A 23,870-nucleotide genomic window follows, 5' to 3' on the forward strand; every position below is an offset into this window, starting at 1 on the left:
ACCTAAATAGAAAATGAAGAATCCTATTGTATCAATGGTTTGAGCGATTTTTTGAGGAATATAATGGATTGATTTTTACAAAACTGTAATGTTTCTGTTGTTCTTTTTTATAATAAAGTAACATATTTTTAATGTTGTAGCAGACAAAAAAGCGGCTATCTCTTTACATAGACGAAGGAGATAGCCGTTTTCCTATTATTACGTATGTTACGAGTTATTACGAGTTAGTTTCAATTGCTTCTAATAATAAATCCACAATGTGAATTCCTCTTATTTTATGAGAAAGCCCTTCTCGCTCAATGCCCAATTTCATTTGTAATAAACAACCTGGATTTGCAGTAACAATGGTTGCTGCGTCTGTTTCATGCACACGGTCCATTTTGTAATCTAGAAATGCCATTGATAACTCTGAATGAACAATATTGTAAATACCAGCAGAACCACAGCAACGGTCGGCATCTTTCATTTCACGGTATGTTGCACCTTGGATAGCCTCTAGTAACATACGAGGTTCAGAAGATGTGCGCATAACATTGCGTAAATGACAAGAGTCTTGATACGTAATAACTTGCGGCGTGAGTCGTAAGTCATTACGTTTATGGAAATCTAGTTCTACTAGAATAGCAGTAATATCTTTAATTTTAGAAATAAACTGCTTAGCACGTTCAGCCCAATCCGGATCATCCTTTAAAAGATAATCATAGTCTACGAGATAAGCTCCGCAACCACCTGCATTCGTAATAATATAGTCGATGTTTAAATCTTCGAATGCTTTTATATTTCGCTTTGCTAATTCTTTTGCTCCACTCTTTTCACCAGCATGTCCATGCAATGCACCGCAGCAACTTTGTGTTTTCGGAATAACGATATCACAACCAGCTAATTGAAGAAGTTTCATCGTTGCGTTATTTGTTTCTAAAAACATCGTATCCATTAAGCAGCCTGTGAAGAATGCAACTTGTTTTTTCTTTGTACTTTCTGCAGGTAAAAATGAAGGACGATCTTTCATCGCTTTCATTTTAGGGACTTTGGGTAAAACGAGATCCATCGTTGCAAGTGTTTCAGGGAATAACTTCATAATCCCTGTTTTATGTGTTAGCGTTTGTAAACCAGAACGTTGATAAAATCCGATTAGTCCAGTTAATGTTCTCATTCGATTTTGATGGGGGAATAATCCTTCAAAAACGACTTTTCGAACAGCTTTCACTGGCACTGAGAATTTTTTATTTTGATTAATAATATCACGAGCTTCTTCTAATAAATGTCCATAATTTACACCAGATGGACAAACAGGCTCACAAGCACGGCAACCAAGACAAACGTTTAATGTATTTTCAACATCTTCATCTGGTTCGATTAAACCATCAACGACTGCTTTCATTAATGCGATACGTCCGCGCGGTGAATGTGACTCTTTATATCCGGATTGAATGTAGGTAGGACAAGTAGGTAAACAAAAACCGCATCGCATACAGTTTAGTAATTCATCTTCACTTAATCGTTCTTTAAATTCTTTTTGAATATTTTCTTTATTTAATGTGGTCATCGCTCAACCACCACTCTTTTTCGAGTGTCTTTCGCGAACATTTTTCCAGGATTCATAATGTTATTTGGATCGAAAGCTTGCTTTATTCCTTGCATAGCTGCAATACCTTCTTTACCTAATTTCATTTCTAAATATGGAGCTTTCATTGCACCAACACCATGTTCACCAGTAATTGTGCCACCAAGTTCAATTGCTTTCGCAAATATTTCAGCAAAAGCTTGCTCAGCTCGGTGCATTTCTTCTGCATTACGAGCGTCTGTCATACAAGTTGGATGTAAATTACCATCACCAGCGTGTCCAAACGTACAAATAGGAATATTATATTTTTTTGCAATGGCATTAATAGCTTCAACCATAGGAGCGATTTGTGAACGTGGTACAGTTGCATCTTCTAATATTGTAGTAGGTTTTAGTCGTGCGAGCGCTGATAGAGCACTACGGCGAGCGGTACGAAGCGCATCTGCTTCTGTTTCATCTTTTGCAACGCGAACATCAACTGCATTCATAGAGCGGCAAACATTAGCCATGTTTTCAATATCTCGATTGACTACTTCGGGCGGACCGTCTTGTTCGATTAATAAAATTGCTTTTACATCTGTAGGTAAACCGATTTGTGCAAACTCTTCTACTACTTCAATTGTCGGTTGGTCTAAAAACTCCAGTGTTGCTGGAATGATTTTATTTGCAATAATAGAAGAAACAGCACGTGCAGCTTCATTAATATCTTCATATAATGCAAGCATTGTTTTCTTTGTTTCAGGCATAGGAACAAGTTTTAATATAGCTTCTGTTACCACGCCAAGTGTTCCTTCAGAACCGATAAATAAACGAGTTAAATCGTAACCAGCTACATCTTTTGCTAATTTACCACCAGTGCGAATAATATCACCATTTGGTAAGACAAGTTCAAGCCCCATTACATAATCACGTGTTACGCCATATTTCAAACCGCGTAATCCACCTGAGTTTTCATTAATATTACCGCCGATTGTAGAAATTTTCATCGAGCTTGGATCTGGTGGATAAAATAAACCTTTTTCTTCTACCGCTTTAATAATATCAAGTGTAATGAAACCAGCTTGTACAGTAATTGTTAAGTTTTCTTCATCAATTTCTAAAATATTGTTCATATGGCGGAAAATAAGGACGATACCGCCTTCAAGTGGACATGTTCCTGCGCAAAGATTTGTTCCAGACCCGCGCACATACACAGGAATTTTGTGAGTGTTACATACTTTTAACACTTCAGCTACTTCATTTGTATTACGAGGAGCAATGACTGCATCAGGCATTGCTTGGAAGTTTGGAGTAGCATCATAACTATAAGTTAAACGCCCCATATTGGATGTATCTACATTATCTTCGCCAACAATAGATACGAATGAATGAATAATTTGTTTTTCTAACATTGGAAATCCCCCTCAAACTGTTAACGTGTTTAGTTATAATAAACAACGTGGTAACAGTGCTTTCATTATAATGATAAAAAAGTTGAGGGATTCTTTCTATGTATAATCATCTAAAGATTAATCTATTTTATCGTTCTTTTTTATATGATTATCTAATAGGAGAAGTGCGAAGTATAAAACGTTTAAGTCTTTGAATTGTTTTGGATCAAGTCCTGTATGTTCTTCAATCTTTTTTAGCCTGTAATGTAATGTGTTAATGTGTATATGTAATTGTTTAGCCGTCTGTTTATAAGATTGGTTATAATCGATAAATAAGCGTAAAGTGTGCATAAGCTCAGGAAATGATAATAAGTTTTCGATGGTACGCTCTAGAAATTGTTCACGCGTTTCGGCAGAAATATCTTGTAAACACATTTCTAAACGTAAATCTTCATTAAATACAATTTTTTTCGTTTCCAATGATACAGAAAGAGCGCGTAATGCTTGTTCGTAACATATGCTCATATTGTTTGAGGTAACTGTTTGTCCAATCCCTATATATAAAGGAATAGAAAATAAAGTTTCGCAGTCTTGTTTTAATCGTTTTAAAAATTGATAAGTTTGCTCTTTGGAGCTCATTGCTGTAAATAAAATAAAACGATCATTTCCCCAGCGAACAAATAGATGCTCTTTTGTTAAAATATTACGTATGTGTTGCCATATTTTACGCTGGAGCATCGTGTCATTTTTGCCAATAGAAAACAAAATAAGTTGTTTTTTCTTATATAAATCAATGCCAAGTGTTTTTGCGCGATCAAGAAAACTCGGGGACCACTCTGTATTTTGAAGCCAATCAAAGACAAAAGCTTCATAAGAACGGTGCTCAAGTTCTAGTTGCTCTAAAAAGTAGTTTTCATGAATTAATAATTCGGTCATCTTACGCAATATTTCTCCGTAGCGTGAAATGTTTTCAGGTTCTCCTGTAATCCCAATGACACCAATTACTTCATCATGAAATAATAAAGGAAGATTCATCCCAGCCTTTACACCTTGCAATCGCCTTTCATCTTCTTTTGTAACGATGACGGTTTTCTTTTGTTTGGCGCAGCGGAGTGCACCTTCATGAAATTGTCCAATTCTTTCTGTATCTGTACTTGCGATAATAACGCCTTCTATATTAATGATAATTATATTTTCTGTAATTAGTCTGCGTACTTCTCGTACAATTTTATTCGCTAAATCAGGAAATAGCATAATTGACACACCTCAAATTCTATTTGTTGTACATTATATATGTAAATTGAGTAAGAAAGGGAAATTTCACACTTTCCACACATTTATTTGTTATTTTACAATTATAACGAAATCATCTGAAGATGGAGGGAATCTTTTGAGAAAGTATGTTTTTCTTCTCTGTTTTTTATTTCTATTAGTAGGGTGTCAAGGAAGTTCATATACACCAATTGCTAAAGATAAAAATGTTATTATAACTACGAATATAAAAGAAGGCAGTATTAGTTTTATTGATAAAAAGGATAAAAAGTTAATTACGACATGGGAACTAAATGAGCCAATGGCCGGAATCACACTGCTTCCAAATGGCGATGAAATACTTGTATACGGTAAGCAATTAGAATATATGTATGTATATTCACTAGCGGAAGGAAGGCAAGTGGAAAAATATAAAACTGGAAAGGGCATTGTAAATGTGGTCGTATCAGCAGATAAAAAACAATTATTTGCTGCTGATCAAAAGGCTCAAAAGGTAAGGTTTTTTACGGTAAAAGGGAAAGAGGCAGGGAGTGTGTCAACCGGAAAAGGACCAATAACGATGGTAGAGCACGATAACCAGTTATCTGTACTAAACTTTTATGATACGAAGTTAACGACAATTGATACAAAGAAAAAAGAAGTAATCCAATCCTTTATGATTCCCCCAGCGTCAACGGGAGCGACAATTAGTCCGAATGGAAAAGAAATATGGATTGGCGGGCATGGTGATGGAAATCAAGTGAATGAGAAAGTATTAGTGTATTCTTTGCAGAGCGGAGAAATGGTACGTTCTTTACACGCTCCGTTTATGCCTGTGAATATAACGAAGGATAATAAGTATGTATATGCATTGAGTCACGGTTCGAATACGCTTAGAAAGTTTGATGTTGGTACGTATAAAGAGGTTGCTTCTGTAGAAGTAGGATCGAACCCATTTGCATTTTTGAAGAGCGGAGCAGAAGGATACGTAGCAAGCTACGATAGTGATGAATTGTGCATCATAGATATGAAGAATTTGAAAATAAAACAAACAATTAAAGTCGGAAAAGGGCCGTTTCAACTCATAGAGAGAGAAGGGAAGGACAATGAGTAAATATAGGGTGCTAGTTGTAGATGATGAAAGTGATATGAGACAGCTTGTTGGTATGTACTTAGATAATTTCGGGTACGAGTGGGGAGAAGCTGAAAATGGAAAAGAAGCTCTACAAAAATTAGAGACGAATCATTATGATTTCGTTGTACTAGATATTATGATGCCAGAGATGGATGGACTTTCAGTTTGTAAAGAAATTAGAAAGACGTCAGATGTACCAATTATATTTTTAACAGCAAAAGGTGAAGAGTGGAATAGGGTGAACGGCTTACGTATGGGAGCAGATGATTATATTGTAAAGCCATTTAGCCCTGGAGAATTAATTGCTCGTATGGAAGCTGTGTTAAGACGTTATACAAAGCAAGAACAACAAGAGGAGGTTCAGTTTGGACCGATCCTGATTAATGAAAAAAGTAGGAAGATTGAGGCGGATGGTGAGCCGATTTCTCTTACAGTAAAAGAGTTTGATTTACTCTATTTTCTTTGCCAACATACGGGACAAGTATTTAGCCGAGAACAATTGCTGGAAAAGGTATGGGGATATGATTATGCCGGAAGTACAAGAACAGTAGATACGCACGTGAAAACGATGCGTTTGAAACTTGGAGAAAGTGGAAACTACATTCAAACTGTTTGGGGTGTAGGCTATAAATTTGAGGTGTAACGTATGTTTACGATGATACAGAAGCTTTGGCTGACAGTAGTATGTGCAGTATTTGTAACAGTTTCTTTTCTTTATTTTGTATCTTTATACTCGTACGAAAAACTATACGTTGATAATTTAAAAGATTCATTAGTAACGGAGGGGAAGGGTCTTGCTGCGCAATATGATAAGCGTGAAGGCATATCAACTTTTGAAGAGAAAGTAAGAGCATTTGATCAAATATCTAGTTCAGACGTTCTTTTCGTATCGAACCCACGTGATTTAAGCGCATGTTTACCTTTTGATGTGCATCATCATTCTCTTATAAGTGAAGGGGACAGGCAAGCATTATTAGATGGGAAAACTGTGACGAAGATAGGATATGAGGAACATTTTGAACGTAATATTATGGGGGTTGTCATCCCTGTTTTAGAAAATAAAAAATTAGTTGGCATTGTATATTCTTATATTCCTTTAAAAAGTATAAAAGACTTAATATATGATATGGGCCTTATTTTGGCACCGTTAGCACTTGCTATAACTTTACTGACAATATGGATTGGTAGAAAGATTATTATTGCTATTACGAGACCACTTTCGCAAATGGAACGAGTTGCTAATCATTTAGCTACGGGAGATTTCTCAGAACGAATTACGATTTCTTCCGAAGATGAAATTGGACGATTAGGAAAAGCATTTAATAAAATGGCAAATTCTTTAGAGACAGAAGATGTAAAGCGTAAGGAATTTTTAGCTAACGTTTCACATGAACTAAGAACACCGCTGAGTTATATAAAAGGATATAGCGAGGCTATTTTAGATGGTGTAGCGAAGGGACCACAGCAGGAAAAAGTAACACAGCTCATTCATAAAGAAGCAGATCGTATGCAGCGTCTCGTTCATGATTTGTTAGATTTAGCACAATTAGAAGGGGAACATTTTCCGTTAAAGAAACAACCTATCGTTTTTTCACAACTGATTGAAGATGTGTTAGATACGTATGAGATTAAATTTATAGAAAAGAAAATTCGCATTTCAACAAATTTAAATCCAGAAATTATTGTAATGATTGATGAGGATCGTATGCAGCAAGTACTTCATAACGTGTTAGATAATGCGATACGGTATACGAATCCAAATGGGGATATTGTGATAACGCTTAGGCAGATAGATGATTACTGTGAATTGAACATAAAAGATACGGGAATCGGTATTGATACGGAGCATTTAGAAAATCTTGGCGAACGTTTTTACCGCGTTGATAAAGCGAGAAGTCGCCAACATGGTGGAACAGGTTTAGGTCTTGCTATTGTAAGACAAATTGTTCATATACATGATGGACAGTGGCGAATTGAAAGTGAAAAAGGAAATGGGACGACGGTTATTATTAAATTGAAAGTACAGGATGAGGGGAGCATGTTCTAATATTTAGGGCATGCTTTTTTGTATAGGAGACAATAGTTATACAGAAAGATATAAATTAATATATAATAAATATCGAAATTTTGACGATTTTATGAACAAAACATTTGTACTTCTTACCAATTCGTTCTAAAATAGTTATGATGCAAAGTTCTTATAAATCGTTTCAATTGTTGTTTGGAAGATACTGAGGTGATTTAACTGGAGTACAAATCGATTAAACCGAAAAAAATTTACGAAGAAGTATCTGAAGCTATTTTAACAATGATTAAAAATGGTACGTTAAAACCTGGTGACAAACTACTTCCTGTACATCAATTAGCTGAGCAGTTTCAAGTTGGCAGATCTGCTGTTCGTGAAGCGTTAAGTGCGCTAAGAGCGATGGGCTTAATTGAGATGAAACAAGGAGAAGGTACATATGTGAAGAATTTCGATTCTTCTTCATTAACAAAATCATTAAACAATAGATTATTAATGAAGAAAGAAGATATTTTGAATTTGTTAGAAGTACGAAAGGTGCTTGAAGTGGGGGCAGTTCGAGCAGCTGCGGCAAAACGTACGGAAGAGAATTTGAAAAATATGAAGCATTGGTTAGATGAAATGGCAAAGAGCATTGGAGATGAAAAAGCTGGTGAAAAAGCAGATTTTCAGTTCCATATGGGAATTGCGGAGTCTTCGCATAACAACATTTTGCTTGAACTCATGAATCACGTTTCAGAGATGATTGCTGAAACAATTGGTGAATCAAGACGCATTATTTTATATGGTGAACAAACAACATCAGAACGACTTATAGAAGAGCATCAAGTTATATATGATGCAGTGTTAAAGCAAGATGTAGAATTAGCGCAGCAAGCAATGCTAGATCATTTAACAAATGTAGAACATATTGTCACAGGTAAAAACGATATAAATTCGTAATTTAATCTTTTAAAAATCAAATTTTTTGATAAAATAGAGAGAGATTAAGTAAGCGTTTTCTTTAGAAGAGGGAGAGGATAGGCCATGGTTGAGCCTACTTCTTCTTTTATTAGTCATCTGATGACCATATGTTTGTTGGTGGAGTTGTAAAAAGGGGGAGTAATAATTATGAAAGTTACTTTATTTGTTACTTGTTTAGTTGATATGTTTGAAACAAACGTCGGCAAAGCAACAGTTGAAGTGTTGGAGCGTTTAGGTTGTGAAATTGAATTTCCAGAAGCACAAGTTTGTTGTGGGCAGCCTGCTTATAATAGCGGCCATGTAGAAGCAGCAAAAGAAGCGATGAAACATATGATTGAAACTTTCGAAGATGCAGAATATATTGTTACGCCATCTGGTTCTTGTGCGACAATGTTTCATGAGTATCCGCATGTTTTCAAAGATGATCCAAAGTGGGCTAAACGTGCACAAAAAATTGCTGATAAAACTTATGAATTTACACAGTTTATTGTAGATGTTTTAAAAGTTACAGATGTTGGTGCAAGTTTACCAGGGATAGCTACTATTCATAAATCATGTCATATGACGCGTATGCTTGGAGTAAAAGAAGCACCAGGAATTTTATTATCAAATGTAAAAGGATTAACTGTGAGAGATTTGCCAAACGTGCAAAATTGTTGCGGGTTTGGGGGAACGTTTTCAGTTAAGATGACTCCAATTTCTGAGCAAATGGTAGACGAAAAAGTAGATAGTGTCATGGAAACAGGTGCAGATTATTTAATCGGTGCAGATTGTGGGTGTTTGTTAAACATTGGCGGACGTATTGAGCGTTTAGGAAAAGAAGTAAAAGTAATGCATATTGCTGAGGTACTGAATAGTCGCTCATGAAGGGGGAACATAAGCTATGTCTATGAAAATCAGTGAGAAAAAATTTAATGATCGTGTTGGTGATGGAATTCAAGATTCGTTTATGCGCGGAGCAGTATCTTCTGCACAAACGCGTTTATATACGAATCGCTTAAAAGCTGCAGATGAATTAGGAAACTGGGAAGAGTGGCGTGAACTAGGTGAACAAATTCGTCAACATACGTTAGAAAATCTGGATTATTACTTAATGCAGTTAAGTGAAAATGTATCAAAAAGAGGCGGACACGTGTACTTTGCGAAGACGAAAGAGGAAGCTGCAAAGTATATTCAAGATGTTGCCAAAAAGAAACAAGCGAAAAAAGTAGTAAAATCAAAGTCGATGGTAACAGAAGAAATCAGTATGAACCATGCGCTTGAAGAGATTGGCTGTGAAGTGTTAGAGAGTGACTTAGGAGAGTATATCTTGCAAGTAGATAACGATCCACCTTCACATATTATTGCACCTGCACTTCATAAAAATAGAACGCAAATTCGCGATGTATTTAAAGAAAAGTTAGGCTATGAAAATTCTGATGACCCGTATGAAATGACAAAGTTTGTTCGTAAACAACTTCGTGAGAAATTTATGGATGCAGAAATTGGTGTAACTGGTTGTAACTTTGCTGTTGCAAATACTGGCTCTCTTTGTTTAGTAACGAATGAAGGTAATGCCGATCTTGTCATGTCGATTCCGAAAACACAAATTGCAGTAATGGGTATGGAACGTATGGTTCCTACAATGGAAGAATTAGATGTTTTAGTTGGTTTACTATGTCGTAGTGCAGTAGGTCAAAAGTTAACAAGTTATGTAACGGTAGCGGGACCAATTCAAGAAGAGGAAGTAGATGGCCCAGAAGAATTCCACTTAGTTGTGGTCGATAATGGTCGTTCTCAAATTCTTGGATCTGAATTCCGCCAAGTATTGCAATGTATTCGTTGTGCTGCTTGTGTTAACGTATGCCCTGTATATCGTCATGTTGGTGGACATTCATATGGTTCTATATACTCAGGACCAATTGGTGCGGTATTAACACCACTTTTAGGTGGATATGATGATTACAAAGAGCTTCCTTATGCCTCTAGTTTATGCGGAGCATGTACAGAAGCTTGTCCAGTAAAAATTCCATTGCATGATTTATTATTAAAACATCGTCAAGTTATCGTTGAGCAAGAAGGACGTGCTCCACTTGCAGAAAAATTAGCAATGAAAATGTTTAGTATGGGTGCATCTTCAGCAGCTTTATATAAAATGGGATCAAAAATGGCGCCAGCAGCAATGAGTCCATTTACATCTGGTAACCGTGTATCAAAAGGTGTTGGGCCACTTAAAAACTGGACAGATATTCGTGAATTCCCAGCTCCAAGTAAAGAACGATTCCGTGATTGGTATAAAGATCATAAGAAAGGTGGGGACAAATAATGACAGGATTAATTCAAAACCGTGATGCCTTTCTAGATAACATTGCAAAAGAACTTGGGCGCGCTCGTAAAACAGAAGGTGTAGAGCGTCCAGTATGGAAAAGTAATGTGAATATAGAAACGTTAAAAGATTATTCACAAGAAGAATTACTAGAAGTGTTTAAAAAGCAATGTACAAACATTCATACAACTGTAGTAGAAACGACAAATGACAGTTTAGGTGAAGACCTTCAAAAAGTAATTATGGAAAACGGCGAGGGACCTATTTTATTATCAGCAGATGAGCGTTTTGATGCATATGGTTTAACATCTTTATTTAAAGAAGAACTTCCAAAGCGAGACGTTGAAGTGAACGTATGGGATCCAGAGAGAAAAGACGAAAATATGCGTTTAGCTGAAAAAGCGAATATTGGTATTGCATTTAGTGATTATACATTAGCTGAATCTGGTACAATTGTTGTACAAAGTCATAAAGGGCAAGGACGTTCTTTACACTTTTTACCGACTGTATATTTTGCTATTATTCCACGTGAAACACTTGTGCCTCGTATTACACAAGCAGTTCAGGATATGAATTCACGCGTAGAAAATGGGGAGACAGCGGCATCTTGTATTAACTTTATTACAGGACCAAGTAACTCGGCTGACATTGAGATGAATCTTGTTGTCGGAGTACATGGACCATTAAAAGCAGTATATTTCATCGTATAAAAGAGGGGAAAGCAGGCCAGAAAATGGCCTGCTTTTTTAGTAGAATAAAGGATAATATGAAGTAGAAGTTCTCTCCTTTTTTTGCTATGTTTTTTGGGAAAGGAGAGGAAGGGATGTTCACTTATTTATATGCACTGTTAGCAGGGATGGTGTTTGGTTCTTTTTTTATGCTAGTTGCGATGAGGGTTCCATTAGGTGTTTCTATTATTACCCCGCGTTCACATTGTGATTATTGCAAATATGTGCTAAGGACAAAAGAACTAATCCCCATCATTTCATTTTATATACAAAGAGGCTATTGTACGAATTGTAAGAGGAAAATTCCAATTATGTATGTAACATTTGAATATATAACAGGAGGTATATTTCTTCTTACAGTTTATATGATTGGAATAGAACGAGAGCTTATTATCATTTTATCCCTTTTTTCGCTACTTCTTATTATTTCAGTTACAGATTACTTATATATGTTAATTCCTGATTGTATTTTAATTTCGTTTGCCGTTTTACTCATTCTCGAAAGTGTTTTTGTACAATTAGTTACTTGGACAGATAGTATAGCTGGTAGTGGTGTTATATTTATTTTGTTATATTGCATGCAAAAGATATATCCAGAAGGGCTTGGCGGAGGAGATATAAAACTGCTTTCGTTACTTGGTTTTATAGTAGGAGTGAAGGGAGTTTTTATCGTTTTATTTTTAGCATCTTGTTTTAGTCTTTGTTTTTTGGGGATTGGTATCGGATTAAAACGTATAGAAGTACGAAAGCCAATTCCATTTGGTCCTTTTATTAGTCTTGGGGCAATGTGTTATGTATTAGCCGCTTATTCAAATTAGAGAGTGAATCGAAAATGAACGTATATATGGATGATCAAAGAAGTTGCCCGTTCGGGTATGTGTCCGCAACTACAGTAGAATGTGCCTTGCAAATGGTTCGGGATTATGATGTGAATATTCTTTCCCTTGATTATAATATGGGCTGGGGAGCAAAAAATGGACTAGATTTTGTAGAAGCTTTTTGTACAGAGGGATTATATGTAAATGAAATTCACCTTCATACGAATGATGTCATCGGTATGCATAAGATGAAACAGAGAATGGATAAGGGAAAGGAAGAAGGAGAAATTAATCCTCACCTTTTAGTTAAATACGTGGGAAGCTAAAAACTCCAAAGTAAAACTTTGGAGTTTTTAATGTTTCATATGTGCTTGTAAAGGAATAATCTCTTCTTGTTGAGCTGTTGCGATTTCAGTTTTTTCCTGTTGAACGTCAGGTGTTTTCTTTGTTAAGTAGTGGTATACCATACCGACAAATACTGATCCACCAATAATGTTACCGATTGTAACAGGAATTAAGTTATGAATAGCACCTGAAAAAGAAATTGTCTCAGGATGCGGTGAAACTAAAGATAAAGCAAAGAGTGATAAGTTTGCAATACTATGTTCGTAGCCAGATAAGAAGAATGTGAAAACAAGTAGCATCATGACCATTATTTTTGCTGTGTCACCTTTAACCTGAGAAGGTAAGAAACAAGCAAGACATACGAGCCAGTTACATAAAATAGCTTTAAAGAATAACTGCATCGTAGGTGTGTTCATCTTTCCTTCAACGACTTTACTCATTAAGTGACCGTGATCAATTGCTTCGAAAATTCCAGTTGCGTAAAATAGTAAGGCAAAGAATAACGCGCCGGCTAAGTTACCTGCATAACAAGCAACCCAGTTACGAAGTGTATCAGAAATCGTTGTTTCTTTTCTTAAAGTTGCTACAGTAAAGTACATTGTGTTTCCAGTAAACAATTCAGCACCGCCATATATAATAAGTACGAGAGCAATCCCGAAAAACATAGAAGCAGCTAAATACGTTGCTGGTGAATCTGCAATGTGAAAAAAGTTACCTAATTTAAAACATAGTACAATAATAAAACCGATATAAATACCCGCAAGTGCAGCACGAATGAAATATTGCATTGGGTTTGTATCTAGTATTTTCTTTTTGTTTTTAGCCAGTTTGACAACATAATCTAGTCCTTGTTCTAGCATGAGTAATACGCTCCTTTAGTAAATCTTCTATAAATACTCCTTATATGAATAAAGTACATGGAATTGTTCTCACTTTCAATAAGTTTGTGCAATGTTTCACAAAAAGGACATACATACATTAAGAAAACGTTTACAAAAGGTAGTATAATGGAATTTTTTCTGGACATTGAGAGGAAGAACGGAAAAAGAAAAAGCGCTGTAATTACAGCGCTTTTTCGTCTAAATTCTTTTCTACTTTTACTTCTACTTCTTTTGAGAAGAACCAACCACCAACTGCGATTCCGACTAATACAATCCAGAATGTAAGCTTCCACGGAGTGGATTCTGGGAATGAATGTGGTATTACATTTAATGCAGGGTGTGCTAATGTATAAACTGCTAGCTTCACACCAACCCAACCTACAATTAAGAATGCTGCAGTTTCAAGTCCTGGTTTACGTTTTAAAATCTGTACGAAAGCAGTTGCTGCAAATCGCATAATGATTAATCCGATAAGTCCACCTACAAAGATAACAACGAATTGCCCAGTATCAAGACTACCAATTGTACCTAATCCTGTTTTTGGTAAAGTCATTGCTAGTGCAACAGCAGCTAAAATTGAATCAACTGCGAAGGCGATATCAGCAACCTCAACTTTAAATACAGTCCACCAAAAGTTCTCTTGTTTTTTCTTTGCTTCTTTTTCTTCTGTTTCTTCATCTGTATTCTTTTTAACATATGTTTTAAATAAGTGATTACCAGCGATAAACATAAGGTAGATGGCACCGATTGCTTGCACTTGCCATACATCGACTAAGAACGAAATCATAAATAACGATCCAAATCGGAAAACAAATGCCCCCGCTAATCCATAAAATAGTGCTTTCTTTCGTTTTTCTTCTGGTAAATGTTTTACCATAATTGCAAGAACAAGAGCGTTATCAGCCGCTAAAATCCCTTCAAGTGCAATTAGGATGAGTAATACCCAACCATACTCCAATAATAATGATACATCCATGTACATTCTCCTCTCATTTCTATAAGTTCTAAATAAGTGAAGAATTTCCCCACTATTTAGTTTCCCCATACTCCTGCCTATTAACTTTGGAAGAATCTGGAAATGAATACAAAAAAGACCTCTGCCGTTAATAGGCAAAGGTCTTGCTAGACATATGTAATAAAAAATGCCAACAAAGCCGGAAGAACTAAGTTCTACGTAATGACGACTTTGTTTCCAAGAAATATTCTTGGACGCTACTCCCCTTTGGAGATATGTTATTGTATTCTCATTATATGGATAATTTATACGGTTGTCAACCTGTTAAAATATCTTCATTCGGATATTTTATTTTCGGGTTCTTTTTACGAGCAAATGAAAAAGCCAATGTTAAAGGACCCATTTTCCCAAAAAACATCATAAAGATAATAATAGCTTTTCCGATTATAGTTAAGTGGGGTGTTAAATTCATACTGAGGCCAACAGTCCCAAATGCTGAAAATACTTCGAAAGCACTCATCAATAGAGGAACTCGCTCAGTAATACTTAAAATTAAAATAGCAAAAAAGATAAATGAAATGGAAATAATAGTAATGGTTAATGATTTGACAATGAGAGTATCTTTAATGGATTTTTTAAATACGACAATATCCTCTTGTTGTTGTAAAAATTTAAATACGCCAAAAAATATGATTAAAAATGTTGTTAACTTAATCCCACCACCAGTTGAAGCGCTACCAGCACCAATAAACATAAGGAGCATCATTAATAGGAGGGAAGGTTTTGATAATGTAGAAATATCAACTGTATTAAACCCGGCAGTTCGCGTTGAAATTGCTTGAAAATAAGAGGCCAATCCTTCTTCAAATGGGGTAAAACCTCTCATAGAAAGGGAGTTATGGAACTCGAATATAAAAATAAAAAGGGTAGCAATAATGTTGACGATTAGAGTAGAAGAGAGCATAAGTTTTGAATGTAGTGTAAGGTTTTTAAAGTTTTTCTTTCTTTTTATGTCTACGATTACTGTAAAACCAATTCCACCTAAAATGATGAGAGAGGAAATGACGAGATTGACAAGAATACTATGAGAATGGGACATTAAATTATCGCTCCACACAGAAAAGCCAGCATTGTTAAAGGCTGAGATTGAATGGAAAAAACTATAATAGATCCCTTTCGTAACCCCGTATTTGGGTACCCATTCAAAAGAAAGAATTATAGTAGCGATACATTCGACTGTAAAAGAGAATAAAAATAATGCTTTGGCAAGACGGATGACGCCGCCGATATTCGTTTGATTTAATGCTTGTTGCAGTAAAATCCGATTTTGAAGACCGATTTTTCTTCCGAGCATAATCGCAATTAAGACAGCAAAGCTCATAATGCCCAGTCCGCCTACTTGTATAAGTGTTAAAATGACACATTGGCCAAATAAGGTAAATACCTTCCCAGTGTCTACCACACCAAGCCCTGTAACCGTACAAGCAGAAACGGTTGTAAATAAAGCATCTAGCCATGAGATAGACGTTGTTGTAGCAATTGGCAACTTTAATAAGCATGTACCGATAAGTGATAACATAATAAAAGCCAATGTAAGAACACGGGGAGGACTCATGCGAATATTAATCCGTTTCATGTTACATATCGTTCCTTTCAGTTTGCTTTTACTAGTATGTGAAAAAGTACGATTATGTATGTTAAAAATAGAAAGAGGCAGAGAATATCTGCCTCTAAGCCATATGTTATATTATTATCCACGTAGTTGTTGTTGAGCTAAAGCAACAAGACGTTTTGTTACTTCACCGCCAACTGAACCGTTAGAACGAGATGCTGTATTAGATCCTAAGCTTACACCAAATTCTTGTGCAATTTCATATTTAAATTGTTCAAGCGCTTGTTCTGCACCTGGAACTAATAATTTGTTTGTTTTTACCATGTTGATACACATCCTTATGAGTAGTCCAGTTCAGCTAAGTTCTTATCTAAACTGGTAACGTTATTTTATGTGGAAACGACGTACTCATACGCGGAAGTAATCGGTGCGATTAGAAGTTCTTGGATAGAAAAAAGAGTAGCAAATTTGCTACTCTTTTTTTAGTATTGTCGCTGTTCCTTCCACGACAATATCATCTGATTGATTATATATGTTTGTTTGCAACGTAATGATTTTTTTATCGTCACGCTTCTTAATAACCTCTGCCACAACGCGAAGTGTATCACCGATTTTGACAGGGGCACGGAATGAAACATTTTGGGATAAATAAATCGTATTTTTGCCTGGGAGTTTCGTTCCAAGGATGGTAGAAATAAAACTCGAGACGAGCATTCCGTGAGCAATACGTTCTTTAAACATTGTCGTTTTTGCAAAAGAATCTAAAATGTGAATAGGATTCACATCTCCAGTCAATTTTGCAAAATTGATAACATCTTCATCTGTAATTGTTTTTGTAAGGGATGCTTGATCACCGACTTGAATCTCATCATAGCGAAGCTCCGGAACAGTTTGTGCTTCTTGAAATGGATTCATTTTGTCCTCCTTCTTTTCCATATCGAAAAATGTTAGCCATCTTGATGTAGTAGGAGGAAGAAAGAGTTTTGTTTGTGCTGCGGTTAGCTCCCACATTTTTCTTACTTGATGGAAGTAAATAGATTTTTTGAGTTTTCCTCGAACTTTTTTGCGAGTTCCAACTGTTTTGACTTGAACTCTTCCAAAAAACCCTCTAACTGTTTTTGAGCCTCTTCACGTTGTAATTGTTGTTGCTCAATAAATTGTTTTGTTGTTTCTTCAAATTGACCGCTTGTTTGTGTAAGAATTGACAAAGAAGTTTTTGTAGGAGAAACGGTAAGCTGATGCATATGAGCAGAAAGTTCCTTCCACTTGTCTTGCCATTCGTTAATTTGATCATTTAAGGAGTTTCCAGTTAATTGTTTCACGTAATCTGTATATTGGTTATTGAACTGAGCAGTGAGTTGTTGCAGTTCTTTTTCTAGTTCATCTACTCCTGATGTTAATTTATGCAAAGCGTCTTGTTGTTGTTTTAATGTTTCTAAAGTAAGTTGCTCTAACTGTTTTCCAGCTGAAGAGAAAAGGGAAAGTGATTGAGACCAGTTTTTCCAAAATGCATCGACTAATTCGTATGGTTTAGTTTCCATTGTTTGACCCCCAAATGTTTTTTTGCATATTGTGAACGCAGATTACTCTGCTGTACCACCAGGTGAAGATGAAGAATCCTTTTCATCCTTTTCTGGAGAAGTAGAAAATGGAAAGAATGCATTGGTGTATAACGTGAAAAACGTTCGCAACATATTTTGATAATGTTCAAAAGAAGTCGCACATGTTGTTAAATATTGCTCTCCATATTCAGTTAAAGAATAAATTCTTTTTGCCGGCCCTCCATCGCTTGTATCCCAAGTAGAAGAAATAAGGTTTTCTTTTTCTAATTTGCGTAGTGTTCTATAAACATTACCTTGGTCAACAGAAGAAAAGCCGATATCCATTAGCATTTGAATAAGTTTGTAACCATGAAGACTCCAGTCTTTTAGACAGAGAAGTAAGAAGGGAACTAAGAAGTTTTTTGGCATGGAGTTTGGTTGTTTCGCTTGGTTGCTCTCCAAACTTTCGCGTTGTTCTGGTTCATTTTGTAGCATGATTGTGCATCACCTCATGAATCAGTTAGATGGAATTTTTTGCTTATAAGTGCAATTTACACCTATCTGTTTTTAAAGTCAACACATTTGTTAGAAAATAGAAAAAATAAAATATAGACTTGAAGTTTTATTCAGAATATTAGAAAATAGTGAATAGGTTGAATTGTTTCAAAAACGAAAAAGGGAGTGTAGGTAAAGTGATTGATCAAAAATTCGATCCACTACAAGCATGGAAAAATGCTTATGAACAAACCGAAACATTTTGGGGAAAAGCGCTCAATGAAACAATTAAAACAGAAGAATATTCTGCTTGGATGGGCAGCGTTCTAGATTTGAATTTGTTTTATCAAAAAGCATTAAATGATACGACAAAAAACTATTTAGAACAAGTAAATGTGCCGACGAAAGAAGATATCGCAAGAGTGGCTACGCTTGTTATTAACTTAGAAAATAAAGTAGATAACATTGAGGAGTTTCTAGAAGAGAAAGTAGATTCTTTAGGACAAGCTCCTACATTAAAGCGTGATGTGACGAAAGTAAAACAAGATATTCGTACGCTTGAAACAAAAGTAGATCAAATTGTAGAATTGCTAGAAAAGCAAAATGCAGTACTAGCTAAACTACAAGTACCTGTAAAAGAAGAGGTAAAGCCTGCGAATAAACCAGAAAATAAAAAATGATAAAAACGCTTGTTTATAACAGGTAAAAGAGAGAGGGAGAATCTCTTTTCACGTATAAACAGCGAAACATAATTATATATGGACTCTATAGTATGAGTACCAAAATGATTCATAACAATCGTTCACAAATTCATTTAAGGGGGAAAAGAAATGGTTCAATTAAATGGAAAAGTAGCAATCGTAACAGGTGGAGCAAAAGGAATTGGAAAAGCAATTACAGTAGCATTAGCACAAGAGGGAGCGAAAGTAGTTATTAACTATAATAGCAGTAAAGAAGCAGCTGAAAATTTAGTAAATGAATTAGGAAAAGACGGGCATGACGTTTATGCAGTGCAAGCGGATGTTTCTAAAGTAGAAGATGCAAACCGACTTGTAGAAGAAGCTGTGAATCATTTTGGTAAAGTTGATATTCTTGTTAATAATGCTGGTATTACAAGAGATCGTACATTCAAAAAGTTAAATCGTGAAGATTGGGAGCGCGTAATTGACGTGAATTTAAGCAGCGTATTTAATACGACAAGCGCGGTTCTTCCATACATAACGGAAGCGGAAGAAGGAAGAATTATTAGCATTTCTTCTATTATTGGTCAAGCAGGTGGATTTGGCCAAACAAACTACTCAGCAGCAAAAGCGGGTATGTTAGGATTTACAAAATCATTAGCGTTAGAACTTGCAAAAACAAATGTCACTGTAAACGCTATTTGCCCAGGATTTATTGATACTGAAATGGTAGCAGAAGTACCAGAAGAAGTACGTCAAAAAATTGTTGCAAAAATCCCGAAAAAACGTTTTGGTCAAGCTGATGAAATTGCAAAAGGTGTAGTATACCTATGCCGTGATGGTGCGTATATCACAGGTCAACAATTAAACATTAACGGCGGATTATATATGTAATGAAGTAAGAAAAAAGTGCATATCCATAGCAGGAATGCACTTCTTTTTTTAAGAAGAAAATCGACCAAAAAGGAGATAAAAAAATGACTACATTCGCAACAGAATGGGAAAAGCAATTAGAGCTATACCCAGAAGAGTACCGAAAAGCGTACCGCCGAGTGAAAAGGGCGAGTGAAATTTTATTACGTGAACCAGAGCCGCAAGTAGGATTAACGCCGAAAGAGGTTATTTGGACGAAGAATAAGACGAAGCTTTATCGCTACATTCCAAAACAAGAAAAAACACAAAGAGTTCCAATTCTATTAATATATGCTCTTATTAATAAACCATATATTATGGATTTAACTCCTGGAAATAGTTTAGTGGAATATCTAGTGGATCGTGGTTTTGATGTGTATATGCTTGATTGGGGCACATTTGGTTTAGAAGATAGTCATTTGAAATTTGATGATTTCGTGTTTGATTATATTGCAAAAGCAGTAAAAAAAGTAATGCGAACTGCAAAATCGGACGAGATTTCTTTACTTGGTTATTGCATGGGTGGAACGCTAACTTCTATTTATGCAGCACTTCATCCGCACATGCCAATTCGTAATTTGATTTTCATGACAAGTCCTTTTGATTTCTCTGAAACAGGATTGTATGGTCCTTTATTAGATGAGAAATATTTCAATTTAGATAAAGCCGTTGATACATTTGGAAATATTCCGCCAGAAATGATTGATTTCGGAAACAAAATGTTAAAGCCAATTACGAACTTTGTTGGTCCATATGTTGCTTTAGTAGATCGTTCAGAGAATGAGCGCTTCGTCGAAAGCTGGAGATTGGTTCAAAAGTGGGTTGGTGATGGTATTCCGTTCCCAGGTGAATCATACAGACAGTGGATTCGTGATTTTTATCAAAATAATAAATTGGTTAAGGGTGAACTCGTTATTCGCGGACAAAAGGTAGACCTTGCAAATATTAAGGCGAATGTCTTAAATATTTCCGGGAAACGTGATCATATCGCTTTGCCATGTCAAGTAGAAGCATTACTAGATCATATTTCTAGCACAGATAAACAATATGTATGTTTACCAACAGGGCATATGTCTATCGTTTACGGTGGAACAGCTGTAAAACAAACATATCCGACGATTGGAAATTGGCTTGAAGAGCGTTCTAATTAAAAATAAAAAAATCCAACTAGCCTATGTTAGTTGGATTTTTTTATGAAAAATAACAAAACATAGAAAGGAGAAATTTATATTTTAGGAGTATAATTATGAAACTTATGACGGGTAAGTTGTTTTGGAATACAGGAGTTTCTGTACCTTGTTATCCACTGTTAGAAAATGATATGATATGTGATGTGCTCGTAGTCGGAAGTGGCGAAGCCGGTGCTCATATAGCGTATTCTTTAGCGAAAATCGGTATGAGTGTAATGCTTATTGAAAAAAGAGAAATAGCATGTGGTAGTACATTTGCAAATGTAGGTTTATTACAGTTTCTTCATGATAAATCGTTAACCTCACTTATCCATACATTTGGTGAAGAAAAAGGGGTACGAGCATATAAACTGTGTTACGAAGCGTTACGAACAATGGAGAAAGTGGTACCTACTCTCGATATTGATCCCTATTTTATGCCAAGAAGTAGTTTATATTATGCAAGTAAAAGTGAGGATGTCTCATTTTTACAAGAGGAGTACAATACGTTACAGAATTATGGATTTCCTGTTGAGTATTTTACAGAATCTGATATTAAGGAACGTTATCCTTTTATAAAACAAGCGGCATTGTATACACACGGTGATGCTGAGGTGAATCCGTATTTACTAGCGCATAGTCTTTTGCATAAAGCAAACCAAATGGGAGCTAATATATATGAACATACAGAGGCAATACATATAAAAAAACGGCAAAATGATTTAATTTGTTACACGAAAACAGGAAATCAAATTGTAGCAAAGAATATTATTATGGCGACGGGCTATGAAGCGCTTTTTGGAAAGAAAGAAAAAAATACAACAGTAGAGGCATCTTATGCAGTTGTGACAAATGAAATAGATCAGTTTGATGGCTGGCATGAGCGATCGTTAATTTGGGAAACAGCACGTCCCTACTTATATTTTCGGACGTTTCAAAACCGCATTATGGTAGGCGGATTAGATGAAGCGATGCAAATTCAACCGATTGGTGATACGAAACTATTGCGTAAGCGTGATATCCTTATTAACATTGTAAGAGAGATGTTCCCACAGTATAAGAATATACAAGCAGAGTATTATTGGGCAGCAGCATTTGGTAGTAGTCATGATGGTCTACCTATTTTAAAAGAAGATAAGAAGATACATAATTTATTTTACGCATTATTGCACGGAGGTAATGGAACTGTGTATGGAATGGTATTTGCCAAATTATTTGAGCAGTTATTTACAAATAAAGAAAGTAAAGATTTTTCTTTATTTAATCGATAGAAAAAAGGTAGCGAAGTGATGGAATGAGAGATATAAAAAAGTTTTTACAAAAATTACGTCCTGTACAACTCATCGTTTTGTTTTATTTATTAGCGGTAGTTGTATCGGTGATATTGCTTAGTTTACCGTTTGTTACGAAGCCTGGTGTGAAATGGACATTTATAGATTCGCTTTTTACATCGGTTAGTGCGGTAAGTGTTACGGGACTGTCTGTTATTACGATTTCAGATACGTTTACTACAGCAGGAATTATTGTTTTAGCCCTTATTCTACAATTAGGCGGCTTAGGAATTATGGCGCTTGGTACATTTGTTTGGATCATTACGGGAAAAAAGATTGGTTTGCAAAGAAGAAGATTAATTATGGCAGATCATAATCAAGGAAATTTATCGGGTCTTGTAGAATTGATGCGTTCTATTTTAATTGTAATTATTTCGATAGAACTTATTGGAGCAATCCTATTAGGTACAAGATTTTTACTTTACTTTCCGACTTGGCAAGAAGCTTATTTTCACGGTTTCTTTGCAGCTGTTAGTGCGACTACGAACGGCGGATTTGATTTAACAGGACAATCATTAATTCCATATAAAAAAGATTATATTGTTCAAATGATTCATATGTTACTAATTATTTTAGGCGCGATTGGTTTCCCTGTGCTAATGGAAGTAAAGCAATTTCTTAGTAAAAGGCGACAACAATTATTTCGTTTTTCATTATTTACAAAATTGACGACAACAACATTTTTTGCACTCGTTGTTGTTGGTACAATTATGATTTTTTTACTGGAGAGAAATCATTTTTTAGTAGGAAAGTCATGGCATGAAACTGTATTTTATACATTATTCCAATCTGTGACGACGCGAAGTGGTGGACTTGCTACGATGGATATACGTGAATTGTCACAACCGACGCTTTTATTTATGAGTATATTAATGTTTATAGGGGCATCTCCAAGTTCGGTTGGGGGCGGAATACGTACAACAACATTTGCTGTTAGTATATTATCGCTATACAATTTTGCGAGAGGCGGGAGAACGGTTAGAGTCTTCAAACGTCAGCTACATGAAGAGGATGTGCTGAAAGCATCTGTCGTTATGACAATGGGTATTTTATTATGTGCTACAGCATTATTTATTTTATCTATTACGGAAGATGTACCGCTTATGAGTCTAATTGTTGAAGTCTGTTCTGCTTTCGGAACGACAGGACTATCGACGGGTATTACGCCAGATTTAACAACTGTTGGTAAAATTGTACTCATTGTGCTTATGTTTATCGGTCGCGTTGGTATTTTAACATTTATACTAGCTAGTGGCGGAAGAGAACAGCCACCTCGCTATAAATATCCGAAAGAGCGGATTATTATTGGATAGTATGAAACCATTCTACCTATGTTAGGTAGAATGGTTTTTTAGTCGTTAATGCCAAATTGAGGATGCATAAAAGCATCCTTTTTATTATCTACTTCTTTTTTTAGCAACTCTTGATTTTCTTCTGAAATCCACCCAATATCATTTGTGGGATGGATCCATTCTTCTCCAGCCATAATGGCAGGATCTACTTCATCACTCCAATTGTTAAGCGGACTGTTCTCGGAATTATATTTACTGTCTCCAATTACAACATCATATTGATTCAAAAAAGGTTGTTGCATCGTTTTTCCTGTTCCTTTAAAAGATGGAAAATTCATTTGATGCGGGAGCGTTTCATCTAAAATGGGTGACTGAATTTTATCTTGCTTCTTCAAAATACGAGCTCCTTTTTATAATGATTTCTTCATATGTAGTATTTCCATCTAACGCCTCTTATGTACTTGTTAACACTTGCCAGTAATAATTATTTCAGCTTGCTT

Annotated in this window: 25 protein-coding genes and 1 riboswitch; of the genes, 14 read left to right on the forward strand and 11 right to left on the reverse strand. The window is 35.6% G+C overall.

Annotated elements, in window-relative coordinates:
* Positions 1 to 217: 217 nt before the first annotated feature.
* The 3 genes from MR143_RS20070 to MR143_RS20080 all read right to left on the reverse strand — a co-directional run bounded on the left by MR143_RS20070 (position 218) and on the right by MR143_RS20080 (position 4,188).
* Entirely contained in the window at positions 218 to 1,546 is a 1,329-nt protein-coding gene (locus MR143_RS20070; protein WP_000209646.1) for a (Fe-S)-binding protein, read from the reverse strand.
* A complete protein-coding gene (gene glcD / locus MR143_RS20075; RefSeq protein WP_242280899.1) occupies positions 1,543 to 2,955 on the reverse strand; it encodes a glycolate oxidase subunit GlcD in 1,413 nt (470 codons plus the stop codon). The genes MR143_RS20070 and glcD overlap by 4 nt, the downstream gene beginning before the upstream one ends.
* Positions 2,956 to 3,072: 117 nt before the next feature.
* Positions 3,073 to 4,188, reverse strand: coding sequence for a CdaR family transcriptional regulator (locus tag MR143_RS20080; protein ID WP_000898646.1), 1,116 nt, complete (start codon positions 4,186 to 4,188; stop codon positions 3,073 to 3,075).
* 136 nt (positions 4,189 to 4,324) lie between these two features.
* On the opposite strand from MR143_RS20080, the gene MR143_RS20085 reads away from it, so the two are divergent.
* The 9 genes from MR143_RS20085 to MR143_RS20125 all read left to right on the forward strand — a co-directional run bounded on the left by MR143_RS20085 (position 4,325) and on the right by MR143_RS20125 (position 12,483).
* Positions 4,325 to 5,299 (forward strand): hypothetical protein, encoded by a 975-nt coding sequence (locus tag MR143_RS20085; RefSeq protein ID WP_001234143.1) that lies wholly within the window; start codon positions 4,325 to 4,327, stop codon positions 5,297 to 5,299.
* Positions 5,292 to 5,963, forward strand: a complete 672-nt coding sequence (locus MR143_RS20090) for a response regulator transcription factor (protein ID WP_000049882.1) — start codon at positions 5,292 to 5,294, stop codon at positions 5,961 to 5,963. Before MR143_RS20085 ends, MR143_RS20090 begins: the two co-directional genes overlap by 8 nt.
* A 3-nt stretch (positions 5,964 to 5,966) precedes the next feature.
* Positions 5,967 to 7,367, forward strand: a complete 1,401-nt coding sequence (locus tag MR143_RS20095) for a sensor histidine kinase (RefSeq protein ID WP_000494792.1) — start codon at positions 5,967 to 5,969, stop codon at positions 7,365 to 7,367.
* 228 nt (positions 7,368 to 7,595) lie between these two features.
* A complete protein-coding gene (locus tag MR143_RS20100; protein WP_269732695.1) occupies positions 7,596 to 8,285 on the forward strand; it encodes a FadR/GntR family transcriptional regulator in 690 nt (229 codons plus the stop codon).
* A 168-nt stretch (positions 8,286 to 8,453) separates the two neighbouring features.
* On the forward strand, positions 8,454 to 9,173 hold the full coding sequence (locus tag MR143_RS20105) for a (Fe-S)-binding protein (protein ID WP_000869142.1): 720 nt from the start codon (positions 8,454 to 8,456) through the stop codon (positions 9,171 to 9,173).
* Positions 9,174 to 9,189: 16 nt separating this feature from the next.
* The gene (locus MR143_RS20110; protein ID WP_000061927.1) at positions 9,190 to 10,611 is read left to right on the forward strand and encodes a LutB/LldF family L-lactate oxidation iron-sulfur protein; all 1,422 of its coding nucleotides are present in this window, start codon (positions 9,190 to 9,192) and stop codon (positions 10,609 to 10,611) included.
* Positions 10,611 to 11,321, forward strand: a complete 711-nt coding sequence (locus MR143_RS20115; protein WP_000147190.1) for a LutC/YkgG family protein — start codon at positions 10,611 to 10,613, stop codon at positions 11,319 to 11,321. The genes MR143_RS20110 and MR143_RS20115 overlap by 1 nt, the downstream gene beginning before the upstream one ends.
* 113 nt (positions 11,322 to 11,434) lie before the next feature.
* Positions 11,435 to 12,157 carry a prepilin peptidase gene (locus MR143_RS20120; protein ID WP_000495722.1) on the forward strand — a complete coding sequence of 241 codons (723 nt, stop codon included), beginning with the start codon at positions 11,435 to 11,437 and terminating at the stop codon, positions 12,155 to 12,157.
* Between the two features lie 14 nt (positions 12,158 to 12,171).
* Positions 12,172 to 12,483 carry a cyclic-phosphate processing receiver domain-containing protein gene (locus MR143_RS20125; RefSeq protein WP_001103769.1) on the forward strand — a complete coding sequence of 104 codons (312 nt, stop codon included), beginning with the start codon at positions 12,172 to 12,174 and terminating at the stop codon, positions 12,481 to 12,483.
* 27 nt (positions 12,484 to 12,510) lie between these two features.
* Here MR143_RS20125 and MR143_RS20130 read toward each other — a convergent pair whose 3' ends face one another.
* From MR143_RS20130 to phaQ, 7 genes are all read right to left on the reverse strand, one after another.
* On the reverse strand, positions 12,511 to 13,362 hold the full coding sequence (locus MR143_RS20130; RefSeq protein ID WP_000893022.1) for a formate/nitrite transporter family protein: 852 nt from the start codon (positions 13,360 to 13,362) through the stop codon (positions 12,511 to 12,513).
* 202 nt (positions 13,363 to 13,564) lie between these two features.
* Entirely contained in the window at positions 13,565 to 14,359 is a 795-nt protein-coding gene (locus tag MR143_RS20135) for a TerC family protein (protein WP_000383326.1), read from the reverse strand.
* Between the two features lie 82 nt (positions 14,360 to 14,441).
* Positions 14,442 to 14,616, reverse strand: a riboswitch (yybP-ykoY riboswitch).
* Between the two features lie 38 nt (positions 14,617 to 14,654).
* Positions 14,655 to 15,974, reverse strand: a complete 1,320-nt coding sequence (locus MR143_RS20140; protein WP_000822325.1) for a TrkH family potassium uptake protein — start codon at positions 15,972 to 15,974, stop codon at positions 14,655 to 14,657.
* A 114-nt stretch (positions 15,975 to 16,088) separates the two neighbouring features.
* Positions 16,089 to 16,274, reverse strand: coding sequence for an alpha/beta-type small acid-soluble spore protein (locus MR143_RS20145; protein WP_000241212.1), 186 nt, complete (start codon positions 16,272 to 16,274; stop codon positions 16,089 to 16,091).
* A 147-nt stretch (positions 16,275 to 16,421) separates the two neighbouring features.
* Positions 16,422 to 16,865, reverse strand: coding sequence for a MaoC family dehydratase (locus MR143_RS20150; protein WP_001067916.1), 444 nt, complete (start codon positions 16,863 to 16,865; stop codon positions 16,422 to 16,424).
* A gap of 101 nt (positions 16,866 to 16,966) precedes the next feature.
* Positions 16,967 to 17,491, reverse strand: coding sequence for a polyhydroxyalkanoic acid inclusion protein PhaP (gene phaP, locus MR143_RS20155; protein WP_000448594.1), 525 nt, complete (start codon positions 17,489 to 17,491; stop codon positions 16,967 to 16,969).
* A gap of 42 nt (positions 17,492 to 17,533) precedes the next feature.
* A complete protein-coding gene (gene phaQ, locus MR143_RS20160; RefSeq protein ID WP_000939955.1) occupies positions 17,534 to 17,986 on the reverse strand; it encodes a poly-beta-hydroxybutyrate-responsive repressor in 453 nt (150 codons plus the stop codon).
* 197 nt (positions 17,987 to 18,183) lie between these two features.
* Between phaQ and phaR the strand changes: the two genes are divergently transcribed.
* From phaR to MR143_RS20185, 5 genes are all read left to right on the forward strand, one after another.
* Positions 18,184 to 18,666, forward strand: a complete 483-nt coding sequence (gene phaR, locus MR143_RS20165) for a polyhydroxyalkanoic acid synthase subunit PhaR (RefSeq protein ID WP_000566944.1) — start codon at positions 18,184 to 18,186, stop codon at positions 18,664 to 18,666.
* A 150-nt stretch (positions 18,667 to 18,816) separates the two neighbouring features.
* Complete coding sequence (locus MR143_RS20170) at positions 18,817 to 19,560, forward strand: acetoacetyl-CoA reductase (protein WP_000250407.1); 744 nt, start codon at positions 18,817 to 18,819, stop codon at positions 19,558 to 19,560.
* Positions 19,561 to 19,643: 83 nt separating this feature from the next.
* Entirely contained in the window at positions 19,644 to 20,729 is a 1,086-nt protein-coding gene (gene phaC / locus MR143_RS20175) for a class III poly(R)-hydroxyalkanoic acid synthase subunit PhaC (RefSeq protein WP_000206336.1), read from the forward strand.
* Positions 20,730 to 20,824: 95 nt separating this feature from the next.
* Positions 20,825 to 22,018, forward strand: coding sequence for an NAD(P)/FAD-dependent oxidoreductase (locus tag MR143_RS20180; protein WP_000772561.1), 1,194 nt, complete (start codon positions 20,825 to 20,827; stop codon positions 22,016 to 22,018).
* A gap of 23 nt (positions 22,019 to 22,041) precedes the next feature.
* Positions 22,042 to 23,391: a TrkH family potassium uptake protein gene (locus MR143_RS20185; RefSeq protein ID WP_001204712.1), complete on the forward strand. Its 1,350-nt coding sequence runs from the start codon at positions 22,042 to 22,044 to the stop codon at positions 23,389 to 23,391.
* Positions 23,392 to 23,429: 38 nt separating this feature from the next.
* Here the strand turns inward: MR143_RS20185 and MR143_RS20190 are convergent, their stop codons facing one another.
* Positions 23,430 to 23,765 carry a DUF3905 domain-containing protein gene (locus MR143_RS20190; RefSeq protein WP_000743724.1) on the reverse strand — a complete coding sequence of 112 codons (336 nt, stop codon included), beginning with the start codon at positions 23,763 to 23,765 and terminating at the stop codon, positions 23,430 to 23,432.
* Positions 23,766 to 23,870 lie beyond the last annotated feature (105 nt).

Source organism: Bacillus cereus group sp. BfR-BA-01347 (genome assembly GCF_022663835.1).
Taxonomy (GTDB): domain Bacteria; phylum Bacillota; class Bacilli; order Bacillales; family Bacillaceae_G; genus Bacillus_A; species Bacillus_A thuringiensis_K.

Excerpts from the sequence above, each read along its gene's own strand:
- MR143_RS20070 (WP_000209646.1), bottom strand. The coding sequence starts at position 1,546 with ATGACCACATTAAATAAAGAAAATATTCAAAAAGAATTTAAAGAACGA.
- MR143_RS20105 (WP_000869142.1), top strand. The coding sequence starts at position 8,454 with ATGAAAGTTACTTTATTTGTTACTTGTTTAGTTGATATGTTTGAAACA.
- MR143_RS20130 (WP_000893022.1), bottom strand. The coding sequence starts at position 13,362 with ATGCTAGAACAAGGACTAGATTATGTTGTCAAACTGGCTAAAAACAAA.
- MR143_RS20145 (WP_000241212.1), bottom strand. The coding sequence starts at position 16,274 with ATGGTAAAAACAAACAAATTATTAGTTCCAGGTGCAGAACAAGCGCTT.
- phaC (WP_000206336.1), top strand. The coding sequence starts at position 19,644 with ATGACTACATTCGCAACAGAATGGGAAAAGCAATTAGAGCTATACCCA.
- phaP (WP_000448594.1), bottom strand. The coding sequence starts at position 17,491 with ATGGAAACTAAACCATACGAATTAGTCGATGCATTTTGGAAAAACTGG.
- phaQ (WP_000939955.1), bottom strand. The coding sequence starts at position 17,986 with ATGCTACAAAATGAACCAGAACAACGCGAAAGTTTGGAGAGCAACCAA.
- MR143_RS20090 (WP_000049882.1), top strand. The coding sequence starts at position 5,292 with ATGAGTAAATATAGGGTGCTAGTTGTAGATGATGAAAGTGATATGAGA.
- MR143_RS20135 (WP_000383326.1), bottom strand. The coding sequence starts at position 14,359 with ATGGATGTATCATTATTATTGGAGTATGGTTGGGTATTACTCATCCTA.
- MR143_RS20170 (WP_000250407.1), top strand. The coding sequence starts at position 18,817 with ATGGTTCAATTAAATGGAAAAGTAGCAATCGTAACAGGTGGAGCAAAA.
- MR143_RS20140 (WP_000822325.1), bottom strand. The coding sequence starts at position 15,974 with ATGAAACGGATTAATATTCGCATGAGTCCTCCCCGTGTTCTTACATTG.
- MR143_RS20080 (WP_000898646.1), bottom strand. The coding sequence starts at position 4,188 with ATGCTATTTCCTGATTTAGCGAATAAAATTGTACGAGAAGTACGCAGA.
- MR143_RS20125 (WP_001103769.1), top strand. The coding sequence starts at position 12,172 with ATGAACGTATATATGGATGATCAAAGAAGTTGCCCGTTCGGGTATGTG.
- MR143_RS20110 (WP_000061927.1), top strand. The coding sequence starts at position 9,190 with ATGTCTATGAAAATCAGTGAGAAAAAATTTAATGATCGTGTTGGTGAT.
- MR143_RS20150 (WP_001067916.1), bottom strand. The coding sequence starts at position 16,865 with ATGAATCCATTTCAAGAAGCACAAACTGTTCCGGAGCTTCGCTATGAT.
- MR143_RS20115 (WP_000147190.1), top strand. The coding sequence starts at position 10,611 with ATGACAGGATTAATTCAAAACCGTGATGCCTTTCTAGATAACATTGCA.
- MR143_RS20095 (WP_000494792.1), top strand. The coding sequence starts at position 5,967 with ATGTTTACGATGATACAGAAGCTTTGGCTGACAGTAGTATGTGCAGTA.
- MR143_RS20185 (WP_001204712.1), top strand. The coding sequence starts at position 22,042 with ATGAGAGATATAAAAAAGTTTTTACAAAAATTACGTCCTGTACAACTC.
- MR143_RS20120 (WP_000495722.1), top strand. The coding sequence starts at position 11,435 with ATGTTCACTTATTTATATGCACTGTTAGCAGGGATGGTGTTTGGTTCT.
- MR143_RS20180 (WP_000772561.1), top strand. The coding sequence starts at position 20,825 with ATGAAACTTATGACGGGTAAGTTGTTTTGGAATACAGGAGTTTCTGTA.
- glcD (WP_242280899.1), bottom strand. The coding sequence starts at position 2,955 with ATGTTAGAAAAACAAATTATTCATTCATTCGTATCTATTGTTGGCGAA.